Raw genomic sequence first — 19,888 nt, forward strand, 5'->3', positions numbered from 1 at the left:
TGAGGAGGATGGATTGCTTGATTTAGATAAAAAAACCGCCAGAGTTACCCGAGGCGGTTTTTGTGCATAAACTATATGGCGATTAATTAGCCAATATATTCTAAGCCTTTCATATACGGACGTAATACTTCAGGTACTTCAATACGACCATCAGCTAATTGGTAGTTTTCTAAAATTGCCACCAATGTACGACCGACTGCTAAGCCTGAGCCATTCAGCGTGTGAACAAGTTGAGTTTTCTTATCACTCTTACCGCGGAAACGTGCTTGCATACGGCGCGCTTGGAAATCCCACATGTTTGAACAAGAAGAGATTTCACGGTAAGTATTTTGCGCTGGCAGCCACACTTCTAAATCGTAAGTTTTACGTGAACCAAAACCGATATCACCAGTACATAAAATCACTTTACGGTATGGTAAATTCAGTAATTGCAGAACTTTTTCAGCGTGACCTGTTAACTCTTCCAGTGCATCCATCGATTTTTCAGGATGAACAATTTGCACTAATTCAACTTTGTCGAACTGGTGCATACGGATAAGACCACGGGTATCACGGCCATAAGAACCTGCTTCTGAACGGAAACATGGTGTGTGAGCGGTCATTTTCAGAGGAAGCGCATCTTCATCTAAAATTTCATCACGAACCAAGTTAGTCACAGGTACTTCAGCCGTTGGGATCAACGCATAAGTGCTGCTATCGGCTTCTTCTTCCAGTGGTTTTGTGTGGAATAAGTCTTCACCAAATTTCGGCAACTGGCCTGTACCATACAGCGTATCATGGTTAACTAAATACGGAACATACAGTTCTTGGTAACCGTGCTGCTCAGTATGCAAATCCAACATGAACTGGGCTAACGCACGGTGCATACGGGCAACTTGCCCTTTCATCACAACAAAGCGTGCACCTGTCAGTTTAACCGCAGCAGGGAAATCCAAGCCGCCTGTTAATTCACCAAGGCTAACGTGATCGCGAACTTCGAAATCATACTGGCGAGGCTCGCCCCAACGTGCAACTTCGACGTTATCAGAGTCATCTCTGCCGTCAGGCACTTGGTCATCTGGAATATTCGGGATACTTAACGCAATATCACGGATTTCTTGTTGCAGCTTGTCTAACTCTGCCTTCGCAGAATCCAATTTTTCGCCTAATTGGTTAACTTCCAGACGTAATGGCTCAATGTCTTCACCACGTGCTTTAGCCGCACCGATAGTTTTCGATCGCGAGTTACGGTCTGCTTGCAGGGTTTCAGTTTCAACTTGTAAAACTTTGCGGCGTTCTTCGAGTTCACGCAGCTTTTCCACATCAAGGGTAAAACCCCTGCGAGCCAGTTTTTCAGCAACCGCGTCTAGCTCCGTACGCAGTAAATTGGGATCGAGCATGCTTATCCTGTGAGTATTGTGAGTAATAGATGATACTTTTGATGATGCATTCTAGCACTATCAATAAAGTAAAGTATTTCGCTATATAACCTTACCGCATTGCCCAGTTTAGCGGTAGCGTTTTGTGGTACTAATTTGATCCTGTTGGGCTAACCAGTCTAATTTTTCAGCAAACTTGCTTTCTAATCCACGTTTTGTTGGGTAGTAATAACGGGTCGCTTGCATTGGTTCTGGAAAATAATTCTCACCCGCAGCATAAGCATTGGGCTCATCATGGGCATAACGGTATTCTTTCCCCGCCCCCATCTCTTTTAATAGTTTTGTTGGGGCGTTGCGTAAGTGATCAGGCACATCATAGTCAGGTTGCATTTGCGCGTCTTTAATCGCGGCTTTGTATGCCGTGTAAACCGCATTGCTTTTAGGGGCGCAGGCTAAATAAACAATCGCTTGGGCAATCGCCCGTTCGCCTTCTGCTGGCCCGACTCGCGTAAAGCAGTCCCAAGCAGACACGGCCACTTGCATTGCTCGAGGATCGGCATTCCCGACATCTTCGGAAGCAATGGCTAATAAACGACGTGCCACATACAAGGGATCGCCACCCGCAGTGATGATCCTTGCATACCAATACAATGCGGCATCGGGTGCGGATCCCCGAACTGATTTATGCAATGCGGAGATCAAATCGTAAAAACGATCGCCTTTGTTATCAAACCGTGCAGTGCGTTCGCCACTGACCTCTTTGAGTAAATCCGCGGTTAAAACTCGCTGTCCTTGGCTATCGGCTTCAGCCATATCCGCCATCATTTCAAGTAAATTTAGCGATCGCCTCGCATCCCCATTAACAAGCTGCGCTATCATTTTGCGTGTACTATCAGGCAAGACAATATTTTGCCCGCCAAGCCCACGAGAGGTATCAGCCAGAGCTTGTAATAACACTTGCTCAATATCATCCTCTTCTAAGGATTTGAGCAAATAGACTCTGGCACGGGATAACAATGCTGAATTTAATTCAAATGAAGGGTTTTCAGTCGTTGCGCCAATAAAGGTGATCGTGCCGTCTTCAATATGCGGTAAAAAGGCATCTTGTTGGCTTTTATTAAAGCGGTGAACTTCATCAACAAATAAGATAGTTCTGCGACCAGCACTGCGGTTCTGGCGTGCTTTTTCAATGGATTCACGGATTTCTTTAATGCCTGAAGTTACCGCTGAAATACGCTCAATATCCGCTTGGGCGTAATGGCCGATGATTTCTGCCAGTGTTGTTTTGCCTGTTCCCGGAGGCCCCCATAAAATCATGGAGTGCAGATGCCCAGCCTTGATTGCTCGCGGTAAGGGTTTTCCTTCAGCCAGCAGGTGCCGTTGACCAATATATTGCTCAAGAGTTTCGGGCCGCATACGCGCTGCTAAAGGTTGAAATTCATTCTGCGAAAAGTCGAGAGACAGGTTACCCACAATATCCTCTTTATTACCGCTTAAAGCTAATGACTGACTCGCTAACCACCAGCAGAAAACACCGATAGTTAGCGATAAAAACAGGTTTAAGGCTTATTTTGCGCTTGAACGTTGATCGTCCAACGTCACGCCTTTTGGTACTGTAAACTTAAATTTACTGGCATCAACTTGGCCATTTTTTTGCTGTTTTAGCTGGTAAGCGCTGGTTTGTCCATCTTGCTCAACCGCAGAAAACTTCTCAATTGTGCCTTCTGGTGAAACGGTAATCGAGAATTTTTTCAACGTGCCATTAGTTTGCTTAGGTTTAAGATCAAACGTATTGCCTTGTTGAATGATTGAATATTGTTTCCAATCTTTTGGGTCATTACGTGTGATCAATAAAAATGGCGTGTCTTGCGTCGCATCAGCTAAGTTTGTGACAGTCACTTGCTCAACAAATGGGTTATAAAACCATAAATTTTTACCGTCAGAAACTAACACGCTTTCATCAGGGGATGTCATATTCCAGTTAAATAAGTTAGGGCGTTCTAACCATAAATCGCCAACGCCTTCTTGAACAAGATCGCCCTCAGGGCTAGTCACTTTTTGTGAAAAGCTCGCTTGAAAGCTATTAACCTTATTCAGGCGCGCCTGAAGGTCTTGACTCGCATCCGCCAGCACTTGGCCGATATGTAAACTGAAGGCTAATGCGCCTAATAACATCATTTTTTTCATCGAACAAAGACCTTAGTATGATTACCTTAAGAGGCGTGATGACGTTATACACCCCTTAAATTAAACCCGCAATTAGCACATTAAATTATTAATTTGCTATCCACTTTTAATGCCCCATTGACGGCGGCGCAAGTACTTCTCGGTTCCCATTATGACCTTGTTCGCTGACAATGCCTTGGAGTTCCATTTGCTCGACAATTCTCGCAGCACGGTTATAACCAATACGGAATTGGCGTTGAACGCCAGAAATAGAAACACGTTGTTTATCAACAACAAATTCAACAGCTTGGTCAAACAGTGGGTCAAGTTCTTCACCGCCACCATCATAACCGCCACCTTCGCTATCATCACTGCATGTTGTGATGCTATCAATATATTGCGGTTTACCGCGTGCCTTCCAATCATTCACCACCGCATGCACTTCTTGGTCACGAACAAACGCACCATGTACACGCACTGGGATTGATGAGTTAGGCGGTAAGTAAAGCATGTCACCCATTCCCAATAGTGACTCTGCGCCACCTTGGTCAAGGATTGTTCGCGAGTCAATTTTGCTCGATACCGTAAAGGCGATACGCGTTGGAATATTGGCTTTAATTAACCCAGTTATGATATCGACTGAAGGGCGCTGAGTCGCGAGAACTAAGTGGATACCCGCAGCACGGGCTTTTTGTGCCAACCTAGCTATCAACTCTTCCACTTTTTTCCCAGCGGTCATCATCAAGTCTGCGAACTCATCCACCATGACGACGATATAAGGCTCTTTTTTCAGCGTTGGATGTTCCGTTTCCATGCTGTCACCCGGCTTCCAGAATGGGTCTGGAATTGGGCGCTGCATATCTGCCGCCGCTTTAATTTTTTCGTTATAGCCCGCTAAGTTACGAACGCCTAATGCAGACATCAGTTTATAGCGGCGCTCCATCTCGTTGACACACCAACGCAGTGCATTTGCCGCGTCTTTCATGTCTGTGACCACTTCGGTTAATAAGTGTGGGATCCCTTCATAGATAGAAAGTTCCAACATTTTCGGGTCGATCATGATAAAGCGCACATCTTCAGGTTTCGCTTTATACAAGATACTGAGGATCATCGCATTGACCCCAACCGATTTACCTGAACCTGTTGTACCCGCCACTAATAAGTGTGGCATTTTCGCTAAATCAGCGACAACAGGATCACCTTCGATATCTTTACCAAGTACGATGGTCAGTGGTGATGGATTTTTTCTAAAATCATCACAATCTAATACTTCGCTCAAATAAACGGTTTGGCGTTTTTCATTCGGTAATTCAAGCCCGACATACGGTTTACCGGGGATCACTTCAACGACACGCACAGCCACCGTTGACAATGAGCGTGCAAGGTCACGGGATAATGTCGAAATACGGGCTGCTTTGACACCCGGCGCTAAATCAAGCTCAAAACGAGTGATAACAGGCCCAGGTGAGAAGCCGACAACTTCGGCTTTCACGCGGTAATCATTTAACCGAGCCTCAATTAGCCTTGCTGTTTGCTCCAGTTTAAACATGTCCACGGGTTCTTCTTGCTCTGGTGGACTTGCCAGTAGATCAAGAGAAGGCATCGGCGTTGTTGGTTTTGGTAATGGCTGGTCATTACGCACCAAGAACGGGTGGAATAAGCTATCTTGCTGTGGCTGCTGTGGCTGCTGTGGCTGCTGTGGCTGCTGTGGCTGCTGTGGCTGCTGTGGCTGCTGTGGCTGCTGTGGCTGCGCAAAAGTGTGTGTTGCTGGCTGGCTATTGCCAAGTCCTGAATATGAATTATTTTGAGGAACCACTGGCTGCTCAACAGCGGTAAACGTTGGCATAAAGAGTGGATCCGCTGGCTTTTCATCCACTAAATCATCTACAGGAGAGAAGCTGTCTAATACTGAGAACTCTTTTCGTAAATCAATCTTCGGTTCAAAGTCATCTTGTTCATCATCAATAGGACTCTCAAAAGAGTCACTAGGAACAATAGATGGAATTTCTGGTTCTGCAAATTTATGCGTGTTTGTCGATAAATCAGAGGAAGATGGCCAACGATGTTCGATTGCTGGCTGCGTCCATGAATTGGCAGGCGTTTGTTCACCTTGCTCATTCTGTAGAGGCTCAGGTAAATCTACAGGAGAGGTTTGCGCAATAGGCGGCTCATAATCAGAATTATCCACCTCACCGTAACGTTCACGTTGCTGCTCTATGAATTCAGCCCGTAATAGTTCAGCTTGCTGTGCATCATCACTGTTCTGTTCATCTTCCACATCATTTGTTGACCACTGCTGATATATTTCTTCGCGTTTAGAGGCTTCTTCTTGGCGACGTTGTAGCTCTGCATCTCGCTGTGATGGAATGCGAATTCCATACAATTCGCGACGCGTTGGTAAACGCACAGGGTTAGGCCTTGGTAGTTCAGGTTCCATGTTTTGTTTAATCTGAGCATGGCGCTCAAGTGCAGCAATGGAAATTCCTGCAGCGGCTAAAGCCGCTGGGTCAGCAACCCGATCACTCACTGAAGAACTAACTGCAACATCCCCAATCATTGGTGCAGGTGTAAATAATTCAGAAGGGGATTGAGGAATAAATGTATTTTGTGGCTCAGGAATGGCTGGCGTCGATGGCGTGTTAAGGGCTTCAACAAACGCCTGATTTTCTTGATGTTGTGGCTGAACATCATTGACTGGACTGAACGCTGGCGGCGTGACAGGTACATAATTTGGCGAAGAGACGGCAGGTTCAAATATCGGTTCTGCTTGTTTCTCAAAACCACCACCTAATTGTGGCTGGTAATCATCTGGGACTTCAAAGTGATATGTATTTGGCTCATCCGCCGCTGTAAATGATGGCAATGTATCTAGCTCTGTCGCTGAAGCGACTTCTGGCATTGCTACTGGTGCTTCGACATGACGTTGTTCTTCAATCACTTCCGCTTGTGGTACGTTTTCTATCGCAAGCTCAGCAACAGTTGGCGCTGAAAATAGCACATCGTCAGCATCAAGGAGCTGATCGTTATCATTTGCTAAGTGCTCAGCCTCTTGCGCTCTCTGCAACGCATCTTCCGTTTCCTCTACATCATAATCATCTATATCGTCGCCTCTGGCGCGATTCGTTAATAATGTAATCGGAAGAAGGATTGCGGCACCAATTTTCTCCGCAATGGTCAACCATGACCAACCCGTAAATAAGGTGAAGCTTATTGCCCATAAGAACAACAATGCCAGTGTGGCACCTAATGAATTAAACCACGGCATAATAGCGCTGCTAAATACGCTCCCAATCACACCACCTGAAGCAAAATTGGGCAGGTCATCAAAATTAAGTGCGGCTAAACCACAGGAAGAAAGGATCAGAGCTAGACCACCGATAAGGCGTAAAGAAAGCGAGAAAAAGTCGATGTAGCGGCGCTGGCTTTCATAATGATAGATAGCCCAACAGCCCAATAATAATAACGGTGGAATGGCAAAAGCCAGAATACCAAAAGCAGAAAAAAGAATATCAGCGCTCCATGACCCCACACTGCCACCCAAGTTTTTCACTGGGGCATTCCATGTGGTTTGCGACCAACTAGGGTCTGAAGGACTAAAGCTTAGCAATGCAACCATAAGAAAGACTGCACTTAAGCAAATCGCGAGCAAAATCACCTCAAGTAGCCGTCTTCCGCTACTGAGTTTTTTAAATTTGATGTATTTATCTTCTGTATATTCTTGGCTCATTATTGTTTCTTTACTAACTGATTTTCTTTACTGATTCTGTTTATTCTAACATTAATCGCCCTATGATGCCTGTTTAGCGGCCCCTAAGGAAAATAAATGCACGATTAATACATAATGACCCAGTATTTCATCTAATGAAATCGGATTCAATTTCTATTTATCGACAAAACTCCTAATTATTTATAGCTTTAAAATCAATAAATTGATAATAAAACTTATCGATAACTAAGGGATTTTCATAAAATTACGTAAGAAAGGCTGAGCTTACAATCAACTGGCCGATTTAAAAGGGAAATTTTCGGAAATTATTAGGCTCTAAAACGGAACAACGCTGAGTAAACTCAGCGTTGAAACTGCAGTGCGACAACAAAGCTGATAATGCTGTGCTGAAGTGAGGTCACAAAAGCCTTGATTAGCGAGTTTTAATCACTAAACGGTTGCTTTGTTTAACTTCTTCCATAACTACATATGTACGTGTGTCGTTTACACCTGGTAAACGTAACAGCGTCTCACCTAGTAGCTTACGATATGCGGACATATCTGGCACACGCGTTTTCAACAAGTAGTCAAAGTCACCTGATACTAAGTGACATTCTTGAATTTCTTCAAGCTTTTGAACTGCAGTATTAAACTGTTCGAACACATCTGGCGCACCACGGTTTAGTGTAATTTCAACAAACACTAACAGGGACGCATCCAAGTAATGTGGGTTCAACAGGGCGGTATAGCCTGAAATAAAACCTTGTCTTTCAAGACGGCGTACACGCTCTAAACAAGGCGTTGGTGATAAACCAACACGCTTGGATAATTCTACGTTAGAAATACGCCCGTCTTTTTGGAGTTCGTTTAATATATTCCTGTCGATACGGTCAAGGTCTTTGCCAGGACGCTTTTTATTGTCAATCATCTCTTTATCTCTCTTTCTCTAATTGTTATTTTCTACATCTATAAAATGAGCCCCTTGCCAACCACCTTTTTTATTAGGAATTCGTGTTCAGGGCAAATTCTATTTATAGTGCTGAAGTTCGTGTGAATGTAATGATCATTCACAATCGTGACTTATTTTTTAAGTTTGTAAGTAGTGTAAAGCCAACTTTCCATCAAGAACAAAAATGCGCCATTTTCATTGATCTGCTAGATAATTAACTCTTACATAGATGTTTTCGCAAATGCGCAGCCGATTGTCAAAGCAAATGAATAAAAATCAGTACAAGATTTCGCTTTTTTTTCCAGTAAAACGTTTCGCAGCCCTAATTCAAGATAATTCCTAAAAATTATGAAGCGTGACGGCCTTACCTTTTTGTCACACTTTCTTACATTTAGTCGTCTTGCCTATCAGAGAAATAAGTGGCACAAAACTAAGTCGCACTTAAATCACTTTTGTTACCTTCCTATTTCTCCTACAATCCTAAGAATGCTTTTTTTGAGATTAAAAGAGGAATTCATGAGTACAACCACACATCGCAAGTTAATCATTTTAGGTTCAGGCCCCGCAGGTTATACCGCCGCAGTCTATGCCGCTCGCGCAAATTTAAGTCCTGCACTGATTACTGGGGTGGAAAAAGGCGGTCAATTAACGACAACAACTGAAGTCGAAAACTGGCCGGGTGACCCTGAAGGCCTAACCGGTCCAGGTCTCATGGAACGTATGCATGAGCACGCTGCAAAATTTGAAACCGAAATTATTTCTGATCACATCAATAAAGTGGATTTAAAACAACGTCCATTCCGTTTATTTGGTGATGAAAACGAATATACCTGTGATGCACTTATTATCGCAACCGGTGCATCTGCACGTTATATCGGCTTACCTTCTGAAGAAGCCTTTAAAGGCCGAGGTGTTTCTGCATGTGCAACATGCGACGGTTTTTTCTATCGTAATCAAAAAGTTGCTGTCGTTGGTGGCGGTAATACAGCTGTTGAAGAAGCCCTGTATTTATCCAATATTGCTTCTGAAGTGCATTTAATTCATCGCCGTGATAGCTTCCGCGCAGAAAAAATCCTGATCAACCGTTTAATGGATAAAGTCGAAAACGGCAATATCATCCTGCATACCGATCGTACCTTAAATGAAGTGTTAGGTGATGATATGGGTGTAACAGGTGTACGCCTTGAATGTACAAAAACCCATACCACTGAAGATATCCCAGTGATGGGGGCCTTTATCGCGATTGGCCACAGCCCAAACACCGCTATTTTTGATGGTCAACTCGATTTAGATAATGGTTATATCAAAGTACAATCTGGCACCCAAGGAAACGCAACACAAACCTCTGTAGAGGGTGTATTTGCAGCAGGCGATGTGATGGATCATATCTATCGCCAAGCGATTACCTCCGCAGGTACAGGCTGTATGGCGGCATTAGATGCCGAGCGCTATCTTGACGGTTTAGCATCTAAATAATCGCAATATACTTTCGGTTTAGGCAGTAACTTTAACAGGTGGCTGCCTTTTTTATGATTTCATTTCTGATACTTCGCATCGCTACGTATTTTTAAGAGCAAGTTTATATTGCCCTTCCCCTGCTCTGTCTATACTGTTTTTTACATGATTTTAACTTTATAGGTATCGATATGGAGCAACCATCAGGGCGTGATATCGTTCGTGGCTATTCGTATTTAATTGTTATCATACTCGCCATCATTCAGGGTATCGTCATTGCCGCAACAACAGATTACTCCATTCGCTCTGACAGTCAGTTAGATGCAGCTACAGTATTCCTGCCAATGTTACTGGCGATATTCGTACCATCAGTAGTGAGCTATTTAATCACTAACGCTAAATCCATATTTTTTTATCTCAGCATCGTCTTAACCATCGCTCTTACCTATTGGATTAACTTTTGGCATAGCCAAGATTTTAAAAACGCCTCAGATGCAAACCCCTTTATTGCATTCCTTACGCTGACTGTCCTGTTATTTTTCATGCTCCCATGGATGCAATTACTGCAAACAACACGCACATGGAAAATTAATTACAGTTGCTTAATGGGGTTATATATTAAAAATACCTTCTTAGGGATATCAGCCGCAGCAATTGGTGGGTTATTGACCTTAATTGTGAAATTAGCTAGCTTTTTATTTGGCATTGTTAATTTACATTTTTTAAGTGATACCCTTGATAATGAAGTTATTTATTGGGTCAGTTTTACCCTTGGTTTTAATATTGGTTTAACCTTTTTACGTGCAGCTGTTGATATTCAACTCAGTAACTTTGTGAGCTTTATTGCCCGTTTTTTCCTGCCGTTATTAAACGTAGTTGCAGTCATTTTCTTAGGTGGCTTTGTTATTTCCTATTTTTCAGGGCTGGACTCCGCAGGCTTAGGCTCCGCCGTAATGCTGTGGTTTGTTATCCTTAATCTCATTTTTATTAATTTTGTTTATGGTGATGGCAGTACACAATATCAATTTCGCAAAGGGCTGAATGCCTTTGTGTTAATTAACATTATCTTGCTCAACGCCTTCTCAGGGCTTTCACTGTACGGCATTCTTGTGCGAGTTAACCAATACAGTTGGAGCGTCGAGCGATTATATGCCTTTACCGTCGCGCTATTTTTAGCTTTGGTTGTTTTGGCCTATAGCCTTGCTATCATTCGCAAAAAAGCATTGTGGATGACTTCACTCGGCACAATTAATAAAGTGGGTATTCTCTCCCTTATTGCGATTATTTTAGTCATTAATAGCCCTATTGCTAATTTCAAAACTATAACCATCAATAGCATTGTAACGGGCGTGAATAACGGCAAAATCAAAGTAAATAGCTCACTCGCGTATGACTTAAAACAATTAGGGCCTGAAGGTAAGCTCGCGTTTGAACAACTCAATAGCAATCCTGAATACCAAAAGCAATTCCAAACCAGCCCTTATGCCGAGGAGCAACGAATACCACTGAAAGAAGTGCTAATACAGGCGAAAAATAGCCCTACCTTACCGGATAGTTGGTTTGATCTGGGTGAGAACCTCAGCAGTGCATGGTATTGCACATCGAAGCATGAACCTTATTCATGCTTAGGTTTTATGGCAGATGTAAATCAAGATGGGAAAGACGATGTCATTATGTGTTATTCCTACCCCACCAGTTCAACCATTGATTGCAATGTTTGGCAAGAAATAGAACAGAGCTGGGAAGTTGTCGATACACAAAGCCATTCGTTCAATACCGTTCAGAAAAAAGACCAAGCTTGGGATAATTTGCTAAATGGGCAATTTACCTTAAAACCGAAAGAGTGGTTAAACATTACCCCCATCCCTTAATTCCCCTTAAAATGCCAACGGCTTAACAGTTTTATGTTAAGCCGTCTTCTCATTACGTGAAAATACGGTAGCATTCCACCACTTTTAGATTTTGTTCTGAATTGAAATATTCATTTTACCTTTACAGAACAATTTGATAACAAAGCACTTTCCACCTTAAATAACCGACTTTTATTATGCAACATCTGCCACTTAAGCTGTTATGATGTAGCGTAATAATCGAATTACAGGTCGAGATCAAAAACACCGCTTTCACTATTTTTATTAAATGCGTTGTTTGATCATCATTTACCGCCCTGATGTTATTTGACTCACAGTGAACGACAAAACGCTGTTAGGTTTTCATAACCTAACTATACTCAATGACATTAAAACGACACCTGCTAACTAAATCATTATGGATAAATCAAGACAGACTGAATTGGTACGTTGGTTAAAACAACACAGTGCACCTGCTAAGCGCTGGTTGCGGATCTCCATGCTATTAGGCATGGTAAGTGGATTACTGATTATTGCTCAAGCTTGGTTCTTAGCGGTCATCCTTCAAGCCCTGATTATGGATGGCACCCCGCGAGAACAGCTATTGACCCCATTTTGCCTTCTGATTGGCGTATTTATTTTACGTGCCATAGTGACTTACATTCGAGAACGGGTTGGTTTTCGTTGTGGTCAAGTTGTTCGCCAAGAAATTCGTACTCGCGTACTCGATAAACTTCAAGAACTCGGCCCTGTATGGGTTAAAGGCAAACCCGCTGGAAGCTGGGCAACCATTATTCTTGAGCAAATTGAAGATATGCAGGATTACTACTCACGCTACCTTCCTCAAATGTATTTAGCTGGGATTGTGCCTGTCATGATCCTTATCGCCATCTTCCCATTTAACTGGGCGGCAGCGATGATTTTGTTTGTCACAGCGCCCTTAATTCCTATTTTTATGGCATTAGTCGGCCTAGGGGCTGCTGATGCAAACCGTCGTAACTTCATTGCGCTTGGTCGATTAAGCGGTAGCTTCTTAGATAGACTAAGGGGGCTTGATACCCTTCGTTTATTTTTCCGAGAAAAAGCCGAAATACAGCAAATTCGTGAATCAACTGAAGATTTCCGATCCAGAACCATGGAAGTGCTGCGCATGGCATTTTTATCTTCTGGTGTATTGGAATTTTTTGCCTCGATCTCCATTGCTGTCGTCGCGGTATACTTCGGGTTCTCGTATTTAGGTGAAATGAATTTTGGGAGCTATGGCTTACCTGTTACGTTGTTTGCTGGCTTCCTTGCGTTGATCCTGTCCCCTGAATTTTTCCAGCCACTTCGCGATCTGGGTACTTATTACCATGCTAAAGCGCAAGCCGTTGGCGCGGCTGAAACCTTAGAAACACTGCTAAATAGCGATGGCGAAGAAAAGCCACAGCAAGGGACGAAAACGCTCTCGGGTGAACCGATCCGCATTCAAGCCAATCAGCTCGAAATTTTATCCCACGATGGTGTCCGCCTTGCAGGCCCACTTAACTTCACCATCGAGCCACAACAACGTATCGCACTCGTTGGGCAAAGTGGTGCAGGTAAAAGCTCATTACTCAATTTATTACTCGGCTTTTTGCCTTACCACGGTTCAGTGACTGTAAATGATATTGAACTGCGTGAGCTGTGCCCTGATAAATGGCGTGAATTGCTAGGCTGGGTTGGGCAAAACCCTCACCTACCTGAGCAAACGCTCATTGAAAATATCTGCTTAGGTAAACCTAATGCGACCGAGACAGAAATTCAAAGTGCCATCGACAAGGCTTATGTCTCCGAGTTTTTACCTCATTTACCTGATGGTTTAAATACCCGCCTTGGTGATTACGCCGCGAGGCTCTCAGTTGGGCAAGCGCAACGTGTTGCTGTCGCGCGTGTGTTACTAAAACCATCGCGGCTACTGCTGCTAGATGAACCCGCAGCAAGCCTTGATTCACATAGTGAACAACGAGTCATGCAGACGCTGAACCAGCTATCTGAGCAACAAACCACGTTGCTTGTCACTCACTTATTAGAAGAAACCGTGGATTACGACCAAATTTGGGTGATGGCAAACGGCCAAATCGTTCAACAAGGTAGTTACCAACAACTCAGCCAGTCTGAAGGTGCATTTGCCCAGTTATTAGCCCACCGCAGTGAGGAGCTCTGATAATGAAAGTTTTATATCCCTTCTTAGCCCTCTACCGCCGTCATTGGTTCCTGATTACTCTTGGGATCATTTTGGCAATTGTGACGCTACTTGCCAGTATTGGTCTATTAACACTTTCAGGTTGGTTTTTAGCGGGTACGGCTATCGCAGGTTTCCCAGGCCTGTATTATTTCAACTACATGCTACCTGCAGCTGGCGTACGCGGTGCGGCAATTTTTCGTACTGCGGGGCGCTATGGCGAGCGTTTAGTCAGCCATGATGCGACATTCAAAGTCCTTGCGCATTTACGCGTCTTCGCCTTTAGTAAAGTACTGCCACTCTCACCGGGAGGAATTAGCCGCTTTCGCCAAGGGGATCTGTTGAACCGCCTAGTGGCTGATGTCGAAACACTTGACCACCTCTATTTACGTGTTTTATCACCAATTATCACCGCATTTTTCGTCACGTTCGTGTTAATTTTTGGCTTAAGCTACCTTGACTCGCGCCTTGCTTGGACGCTAGGTGGCGTGATGTTGTTCTTGCTATTCACCATGCCATTTGTTTTTTATCGCGCAGGTAAACCCATTGGCCGTGAGCTGACCGAACTTCGCGGCGATTACCGCACGATTTTGACGTCAGCACTGCAAGGGCAAGCTGAGTTAACCTTATTTGGTGCCACTGAACGTTTTCGCCGAAATCTTTGGCAAATTGAAAACAACTGGCAAATACGTCAGCAACAACAAGCAGCACTGACAGGGTTATCCCAAGCCATTATTTTATTTGCGTCAGGTGTGACTGCTACCTTGCTATTGTGGATGGCAGCAGAGCATGTTGGCGGTGACACTAAACCCGGAGCCTTGATTGCGTTATTTGTTTTCTGCGCCTTAGCGGCTTTTGAAGCGTTAGGTCCTGTAGCCGTTGCTTTCCAACATATGGGGCAAGTTATTGCATCTGCGACCCGCGTATCCCAATTAATGACCGCAAAACCTGAGGTGACTTTCCCGAGTGAAAGCCCTCCAATGACCACATTGGAAAACCTAACGGTCGATAATATTTCGTTTACCTACCCTGAACAGCCTTTTGCCGTGCTCAATAATGTGTCGTTGAGTTTAACCAAAGGCCAACACCTTGCTCTGCTTGGAAAAACGGGCTGTGGTAAATCAACACTCTTACAATTGTTAACCCGCGCATGGGATGTCGATAGCGGGGCAATTACATTAAATGGTCAGCCAATTAACGCATTTAGTGAGAAATCGCTGCGTAGCATCATGTCGGTTGTACCGCAACGCGTGCATGTGTTTAGTGATACGCTGCGTAATAATTTATTATTAGCTAATGAGCAAGCTAGCGATGCTGAGCTGAATGAGGTTTTACAACAAGTTGGTTTAGGCAATTTGCTTGAAAATGAATTAAAGCTTAATGCATGGATGGGGGAAGGTGGCCGCCAGTTGTCTGGGGGTGAACAACGCCGTTTAGGCATAGCTCGTGCATTATTGCACAACACACCGCTGGTACTGATGGATGAGCCTACAGAAGGGCTAGACGCACAGACAGAGCAGCAAATTTTAGCGCTGTTAAAAGAAAAATGTGCAGATAAAACATTAATTGTGATTACCCATCGCATGCAAGGTCTTGAAGAAATGGATAACATCTGCGTGATGGATAGTGGTAAAATTGTCGAACAAGGCACCCATCAAGCGCTGTTAGATAGGCAAGGTCAATACTACCAATTCCGTCAGCGCCATTGGGCTCAGAAAACGCACTGAGGCGCGGTATGTATCAACTTGATGATGACTCATATTTGTTCCCTCCCGTGTCGGAAGCGATGCGGGAACCCAATGGTTTATTAGCCATCGGGGGAGATCTTTCATCAAAAAGGCTGCAAGCAGCGTATTATGATGGTATCTTCCCTTGGTTCAATCCAAGTGAGATGCCTTTATGGTGGTCACCAGACCCTCGAGCAGTCTTAATGATGGGAGATTTACACATCAGCCGCTCGATGAAAAAAGTATTAAAAAAGCAGACTTATCGCATTACTATTAATCATGCTTTCAAGGATGTTATTGACGCGTGTTCTGTGCGTGAAGAAGGAACATGGATCCTGCCTGAAGTGCAAGCAGGTTACCTTGAGTTACACCATGAAGGGTTAGCCCATTCAGTTGAAGCTTGGTATGGCGATAAACTGGTTGGTGGCTTGTACGGTGTGAACATGGGGCACCTGTTTTGTGGGGAATCTATGTTCAGTAGAATGAATGATGCATCCAAATTTGCTTTTATTACATTCTATTTTCATTTTTTGCGCTATAATGGGCAGCTTTTTGATTGTCAGGTACTTAACCACCACACCGCCTCACTCGGCGCAAAAGAAATATCCCGTAGGGATTTTTTACATATTCTTTATCGGTGGCGTGACAAAGGGATAGACCCCGCCTGCTGGATACCGCAATCGATTGAATTACCGCCAATTTTCGACTAGTGAACATTGGTTTATTATTAATTTTATTCCTTCACATAAGTATAAAGATTGCGTTAAAATGCGACACTTCTTTACTTAGTGCGGGTTTTTGGGCATTATCTTGCCCGTTAAAAATCACGGTTATTAAACTTAGAGGATTAGATGGCCAAAGAAGACAATATTGAAATGCAGGGCACAGTTTTAGATACCCTGCCAAATACAATGTTCCGTGTTGAACTGGAAAACGGTCACGTGGTGACTGCTCATATTTCTGGAAAAATGCGTAAAAACTATATCCGCATCCTGACAGGCGACAAGGTAACTGTAGAGTTAACCCCTTATGACCTGAGCAAAGGCCGAATCATTTTCCGTAGCCGTTGATTACCTCTTCAGGCAAGGCCTGACATTACCACAGGTGCATGATACACCTGTGGTTAATTATGTCAGAATACCGCATCCTCCGGAGAGGCCTTGTGCACGCTACTGAAGCTGTATGTCAGTGTGTTACTTTTTTCATCAAGCCCGATACTTACAGAGCCGCCGTTGGTTAATGAACCAAACAGTAATTCGTTTGCTAATGGTTTCTTCAGGTTATCCTGAATTGCGCGTGCCATAGGTCGGGCACCCATCGCTTTATCATAGCCTTTTTCACACAACCAGCGACGTGCTGCTGCACTCACTTCGATAGATACGCCCTTCTCATCCAACTGTGCTTGCAACTCAACAATAAATTTATCAACAACTTGAGTGATAATTTCTGGCGTCAGTGAATTGAACCAAATGATGCCATCAAGGCGATTACGGAACTCAGGCGAGAAAGCACGCTTGATTTCAGACATTGCATCCGTACTGTTATCTTGCTCAGCAAAACCAATCGAGCGGCGCTGTGTTTCTTGCACCCCTGCATTCGTCGTCATAACAACAATCACGTTGCGAAAATCCGCTTTACGGCCGTTATTGTCAGTCAGTGTGCCGTGATCCATCACTTGCAGTAAGATATTGAACACATCCGGGTGCGCTTTTTCAATTTCATCCAATAACACCACAGAGTGCGGATGCTTGATCACGGCATCGGTCAATAAACCGCCTTGATCAAAGCCGACATACCCCGGAGGTGCACCGATTAAACGGCTGACAGTGTGGCGCTCCATGTATTCGGACATATCAAAACGCAATAATTTGATATCTAGCGCTTTGGCTAATTGCACGGTCACTTCCGTTTTACCGACCCCTGTAGGGCCTGCAAACAAGAAGGAACCAACCGGTTTATTTTCTAAGCCTAACCCAGCACGGTTCATTTTGATCGCTTCAGAGAGCGCTTCAATGGCTTTATCTTGACCAAACACTAACATTTTCAGTCGTGAATCAAGCGTTTTGAGCTTATCTTTATCACTCGATGAAACCGTTTTTTCTGGAATTCGTGCAATACGCGCAACCACCGTTTCGATTTCAGGCACACCAATCGTTTTCTTACGTTTACTTGGCGCAACTAAGCGCGTACGCGCCCCTGCCTCATCAATCACATCAATCGCTTTGTCTGGCAGATGCCTATCTGTGATATATTTAATGGATAAATCCACCGCTGCCTGAATGGCTTTCGCGGTATAACGCACATCATGGTGCGCTTCATATTTAGGCTTTAACCCATTAATAATACGGATAGTTTCTTCTGGTGTCGGCTCCACAATATCAATTTTTTGGAAACGACGCGCTAAGGCTCTGTCTTTTTCAAAAATACTACCGAATTCCTGATAGGTGGTTGAGCCTATCACTCGAATACGCCCACCTGAAAGCAGTGGTTTAATGAGATTTGCGGCATCGACTTGCCCACCCGATGCGGCTCCAGCGCCAATAATGGTATGAATTTCATCGATAAACAAAATACTTTTCGGGTCTTTTTCCAACATTTTAAGCAACGCTTTAAAACGTTTTTCAAAATCCCCACGATATTTCGTTCCCGCTAATAATGAGCCGATATCTAAGGAATAAATCGTGCAACCTTTCATGACATCAGGCACATCGTCCTGTTCGATACGCCATGCAAGGCCTTCCGCTATCGCGGTTTTACCAACGCCAGACTCCCCCACTAATAATGGGTTATTTTTACGACGGCGGCATAAGACTTGGATAGTACGCTCTAATTCGGCCTGACGCCCCACCAGCGGGTCGATATTCCCTTTTTTGGCCTGTTGGTTCAGGTTAGTCGTAAAGTTGTCCATATGGTCTTCTGAGACCGGTGGCTCTTCATTCGGCGCACTATTGTTGGACATGTCGTTATCTGACGATGACGACTCTTCACCTTTTACTGTACCGTGGGAAATATAATTGACCACATCTAAGCGGCTGACATCGTGCTTACGCAATAAGTACGCAGCTTGTGATTCTTGTTCACTGAAAATAGCGACAAGGACATTTGCCCCGCTAACTTCACTACGCCCCGATGACTGCACGTGGAATACCGCCCTTTGCAACACACGCTGAAAACTGAGTGTTGGCTGGGTGTCTCTGTTATCATTTTCGGGTAACAAGGGTGTAGTTTGCGCGATGAAGTGTTCCAGTTCTTGACGTAAAGCGACAAGATCAACCTTACAAGCCTCTAAAGCTTCGCGTGCCGAGATATTACTCAGTAACGCCAGCAATAGGTGCTCAACAGTCATAAATTCGTGGCGACTGTCTTTCGCTTTCGTAAAAGCTACGTTTAAACTAAGCTCCAGTTCTTGATTGAGCATAAGCACCTCCCAAAATTGATATTAAGCCAGGTCAGACTTTCTCTATAGTGCAAAGCAGAGGATACTCATGTTCACGGGCAAATGTATTGACTTGCGCCGCTTTTGTTTCTGCAACCTCTGCGGTAAAAACCCCACAAATTCCTTTTCCTTGAATATGCACATCTAACATTATCTGTGTAGCGCGTTCTTCATCAAAAGAAAAGTATTTTTGTAACACTTCGACAACAAAATCCATCGGAGTGTAATCATCATTATTCAATAATACCTTATACATCGACGGTGGCTGTAAGGTTTGTTCCACTTCGTCTTTGAATATGACGTCTGTTTTAAATGTGCCTAGAAAATCGCTCATTACTTTCTTGCTCAGTGTTTAACTTCAAATTAAGCATAGTCTTTATTATCAACGATTTCTATCAATCCACATGATAGTGACATAAAACTATACCATTAAATTCTTTCATGGCTTTTCTCAAATAAGCCTTTCATTTGCAGTGTATCATGCCACTCGCCTCAACGCTTATCTTTAGCAATCTGTGAGCTATATCAAATATCACAGAAAATAACATTTGGCGCTTATCGAATTCTTACCACTTTACCATAATTCCTGAAACTCCCCTCTTGACCTTAGAATGCAATTTACTACAGTATGTTTTACGAACAATTTTCAGCGTATATTTACTTAGTTTCTGTGTGTATTTTGTACATGTCTGTAAAACACAACTAGCAACCTAAAGGATAAAATATGGAGACGGGTATCGTTAAGTGGTTCAATAACGCAAAAGGCTTTGGTTTTATTTGCCCGGCTGATGGTGGAGAGGATATTTTTGCTCATTATTCCTGCATCAAAATGGACGGTTACAGGACACTAAAAGCAGGCCAAAAAGTCCAATTTAGTGTGACAATTGGGCCAAAAGGTAATCATGCCAATATGATTATTCCGCTCGAATCTGAAGAAATCACAGAAAACACGGCGGAATCAAATTAGTTTTTGCGCAATAGAGCACAGTTAATTATTTCAATTATATTGATGCTGTTAATAATTAACTGTGGCTATTT

Annotated in this window: 14 protein-coding genes; 7 read left to right on the forward strand and 7 right to left on the reverse strand. The window is 43.6% G+C overall.

The genetic code is table 11. The annotated features are described in order from the left end of the window. Nucleotides 1-86: 86 nt before the first annotated feature. From serS to lrp, 5 genes are all read right to left on the reverse strand, one after another. On the reverse strand, nt 87-1,379 hold the full coding sequence (serS, locus tag AC4IFO_RS06950) for a serine--tRNA ligase (RefSeq protein WP_219244157.1): 1,293 nt from the start codon (nt 1,377-1,379) through the stop codon (nt 87-89). Nucleotides 1,380-1,487: 108 nt separating this feature from the next. Next, entirely contained in the window at nt 1,488-2,831 is a 1,344-nt protein-coding gene (locus AC4IFO_RS06955) for a replication-associated recombination protein A (protein WP_490732992.1), read from the reverse strand. 93 nt (nt 2,832-2,924) lie between these two features. Continuing rightward, nucleotides 2,925-3,545 carry an outer membrane lipoprotein periplasmic chaperone LolA gene (gene lolA, locus AC4IFO_RS06960; protein WP_490732994.1) on the reverse strand — a complete coding sequence of 207 codons (621 nt, stop codon included), beginning with the start codon at nt 3,543-3,545 and terminating at the stop codon, nt 2,925-2,927. Between the two features lie 106 nt (nt 3,546-3,651). After that, nucleotides 3,652-7,251, reverse strand: coding sequence for a DNA translocase FtsK 4TM domain-containing protein (locus tag AC4IFO_RS06965; protein ID WP_490732996.1), 3,600 nt, complete (start codon nt 7,249-7,251; stop codon nt 3,652-3,654). A gap of 412 nt (nt 7,252-7,663) precedes the next feature. Further along, on the reverse strand, nt 7,664-8,158 hold the full coding sequence (gene lrp, locus AC4IFO_RS06970) for a leucine-responsive transcriptional regulator Lrp (RefSeq protein ID WP_004918089.1): 495 nt from the start codon (nt 8,156-8,158) through the stop codon (nt 7,664-7,666). A 537-nt stretch (nt 8,159-8,695) separates the two neighbouring features. Here lrp and trxB point away from each other — a divergent pair. The 6 genes from trxB to infA all read left to right on the forward strand — a co-directional run bounded on the left by trxB (nt 8,696) and on the right by infA (nt 16,484). Further along, complete coding sequence (trxB, locus tag AC4IFO_RS06975; RefSeq protein WP_273804468.1) at nt 8,696-9,655, forward strand: thioredoxin-disulfide reductase; 960 nt, start codon at nt 8,696-8,698, stop codon at nt 9,653-9,655. A 170-nt stretch (nt 9,656-9,825) separates the two neighbouring features. Continuing rightward, nucleotides 9,826-11,505: a DUF7057 domain-containing protein gene (locus AC4IFO_RS06980; RefSeq protein WP_490732998.1), complete on the forward strand. Its 1,680-nt coding sequence runs from the start codon at nt 9,826-9,828 to the stop codon at nt 11,503-11,505. Between the two features lie 397 nt (nt 11,506-11,902). Beyond that, nucleotides 11,903-13,669, forward strand: a complete 1,767-nt coding sequence (gene cydD, locus AC4IFO_RS06985) for a heme ABC transporter permease/ATP-binding protein CydD (RefSeq protein ID WP_490733000.1) — start codon at nt 11,903-11,905, stop codon at nt 13,667-13,669. 2 nt (nt 13,670-13,671) lie between these two features. Next, nucleotides 13,672-15,414: a heme ABC transporter ATP-binding protein/permease CydC gene (gene cydC / locus AC4IFO_RS06990; RefSeq protein ID WP_490733002.1), complete on the forward strand. Its 1,743-nt coding sequence runs from the start codon at nt 13,672-13,674 to the stop codon at nt 15,412-15,414. A gap of 8 nt (nt 15,415-15,422) precedes the next feature. Beyond that, nucleotides 15,423-16,124, forward strand: a complete 702-nt coding sequence (aat, locus tag AC4IFO_RS06995; protein ID WP_490733004.1) for a leucyl/phenylalanyl-tRNA--protein transferase — start codon at nt 15,423-15,425, stop codon at nt 16,122-16,124. A gap of 141 nt (nt 16,125-16,265) precedes the next feature. Next, nucleotides 16,266-16,484, forward strand: coding sequence for a translation initiation factor IF-1 (gene infA / locus AC4IFO_RS07000; protein ID WP_004244560.1), 219 nt, complete (start codon nt 16,266-16,268; stop codon nt 16,482-16,484). 62 nt (nt 16,485-16,546) lie between these two features. On the opposite strand, the gene clpA is transcribed toward infA, so the two are convergent. Continuing rightward, nucleotides 16,547-18,832, reverse strand: a complete 2,286-nt coding sequence (clpA, locus tag AC4IFO_RS07005) for an ATP-dependent Clp protease ATP-binding subunit ClpA (RefSeq protein WP_490733006.1) — start codon at nt 18,830-18,832, stop codon at nt 16,547-16,549. A gap of 31 nt (nt 18,833-18,863) precedes the next feature. After that, complete coding sequence (clpS, locus tag AC4IFO_RS07010; protein WP_206085439.1) at nt 18,864-19,184, reverse strand: ATP-dependent Clp protease adapter ClpS; 321 nt, start codon at nt 19,182-19,184, stop codon at nt 18,864-18,866. 390 nt (nt 19,185-19,574) lie between these two features. Here clpS and cspD point away from each other — a divergent pair, with 390 nt between their 5' ends. Next, complete coding sequence (gene cspD, locus AC4IFO_RS07015; RefSeq protein WP_490733008.1) at nt 19,575-19,817, forward strand: cold shock domain-containing protein CspD; 243 nt, start codon at nt 19,575-19,577, stop codon at nt 19,815-19,817. Nucleotides 19,818-19,888 lie beyond the last annotated feature (71 nt).

It is taken from the genome of Providencia sp. UF-224, from assembly GCF_058245955.1.

What these genes read in the sequence shown, in the direction of transcription:
- infA (WP_004244560.1), top strand. Translation starts at nt 16,266, where the DNA reads ATGGCCAAAGAAGACAATATTGAAATGCAGGGCACAGTTTTAGATACC.
- cydC (WP_490733002.1), top strand. Translation starts at nt 13,672, where the DNA reads ATGAAAGTTTTATATCCCTTCTTAGCCCTCTACCGCCGTCATTGGTTC.
- lolA (WP_490732994.1), bottom strand. Translation starts at nt 3,545, where the DNA reads ATGAAAAAAATGATGTTATTAGGCGCATTAGCCTTCAGTTTACATATC.
- AC4IFO_RS06965 (WP_490732996.1), bottom strand. Translation starts at nt 7,251, where the DNA reads ATGAGCCAAGAATATACAGAAGATAAATACATCAAATTTAAAAAACTC.
- cspD (WP_490733008.1), top strand. Translation starts at nt 19,575, where the DNA reads ATGGAGACGGGTATCGTTAAGTGGTTCAATAACGCAAAAGGCTTTGGT.
- serS (WP_219244157.1), bottom strand. Translation starts at nt 1,379, where the DNA reads ATGCTCGATCCCAATTTACTGCGTACGGAGCTAGACGCGGTTGCTGAA.
- lrp (WP_004918089.1), bottom strand. Translation starts at nt 8,158, where the DNA reads ATGATTGACAATAAAAAGCGTCCTGGCAAAGACCTTGACCGTATCGAC.
- clpA (WP_490733006.1), bottom strand. Translation starts at nt 18,832, where the DNA reads ATGCTCAATCAAGAACTGGAGCTTAGTTTAAACGTAGCTTTTACGAAA.
- clpS (WP_206085439.1), bottom strand. Translation starts at nt 19,184, where the DNA reads ATGAGCGATTTTCTAGGCACATTTAAAACAGACGTCATATTCAAAGAC.
- AC4IFO_RS06980 (WP_490732998.1), top strand. Translation starts at nt 9,826, where the DNA reads ATGGAGCAACCATCAGGGCGTGATATCGTTCGTGGCTATTCGTATTTA.
- cydD (WP_490733000.1), top strand. Translation starts at nt 11,903, where the DNA reads ATGGATAAATCAAGACAGACTGAATTGGTACGTTGGTTAAAACAACAC.
- trxB (WP_273804468.1), top strand. Translation starts at nt 8,696, where the DNA reads ATGAGTACAACCACACATCGCAAGTTAATCATTTTAGGTTCAGGCCCC.
- aat (WP_490733004.1), top strand. Translation starts at nt 15,423, where the DNA reads ATGTATCAACTTGATGATGACTCATATTTGTTCCCTCCCGTGTCGGAA.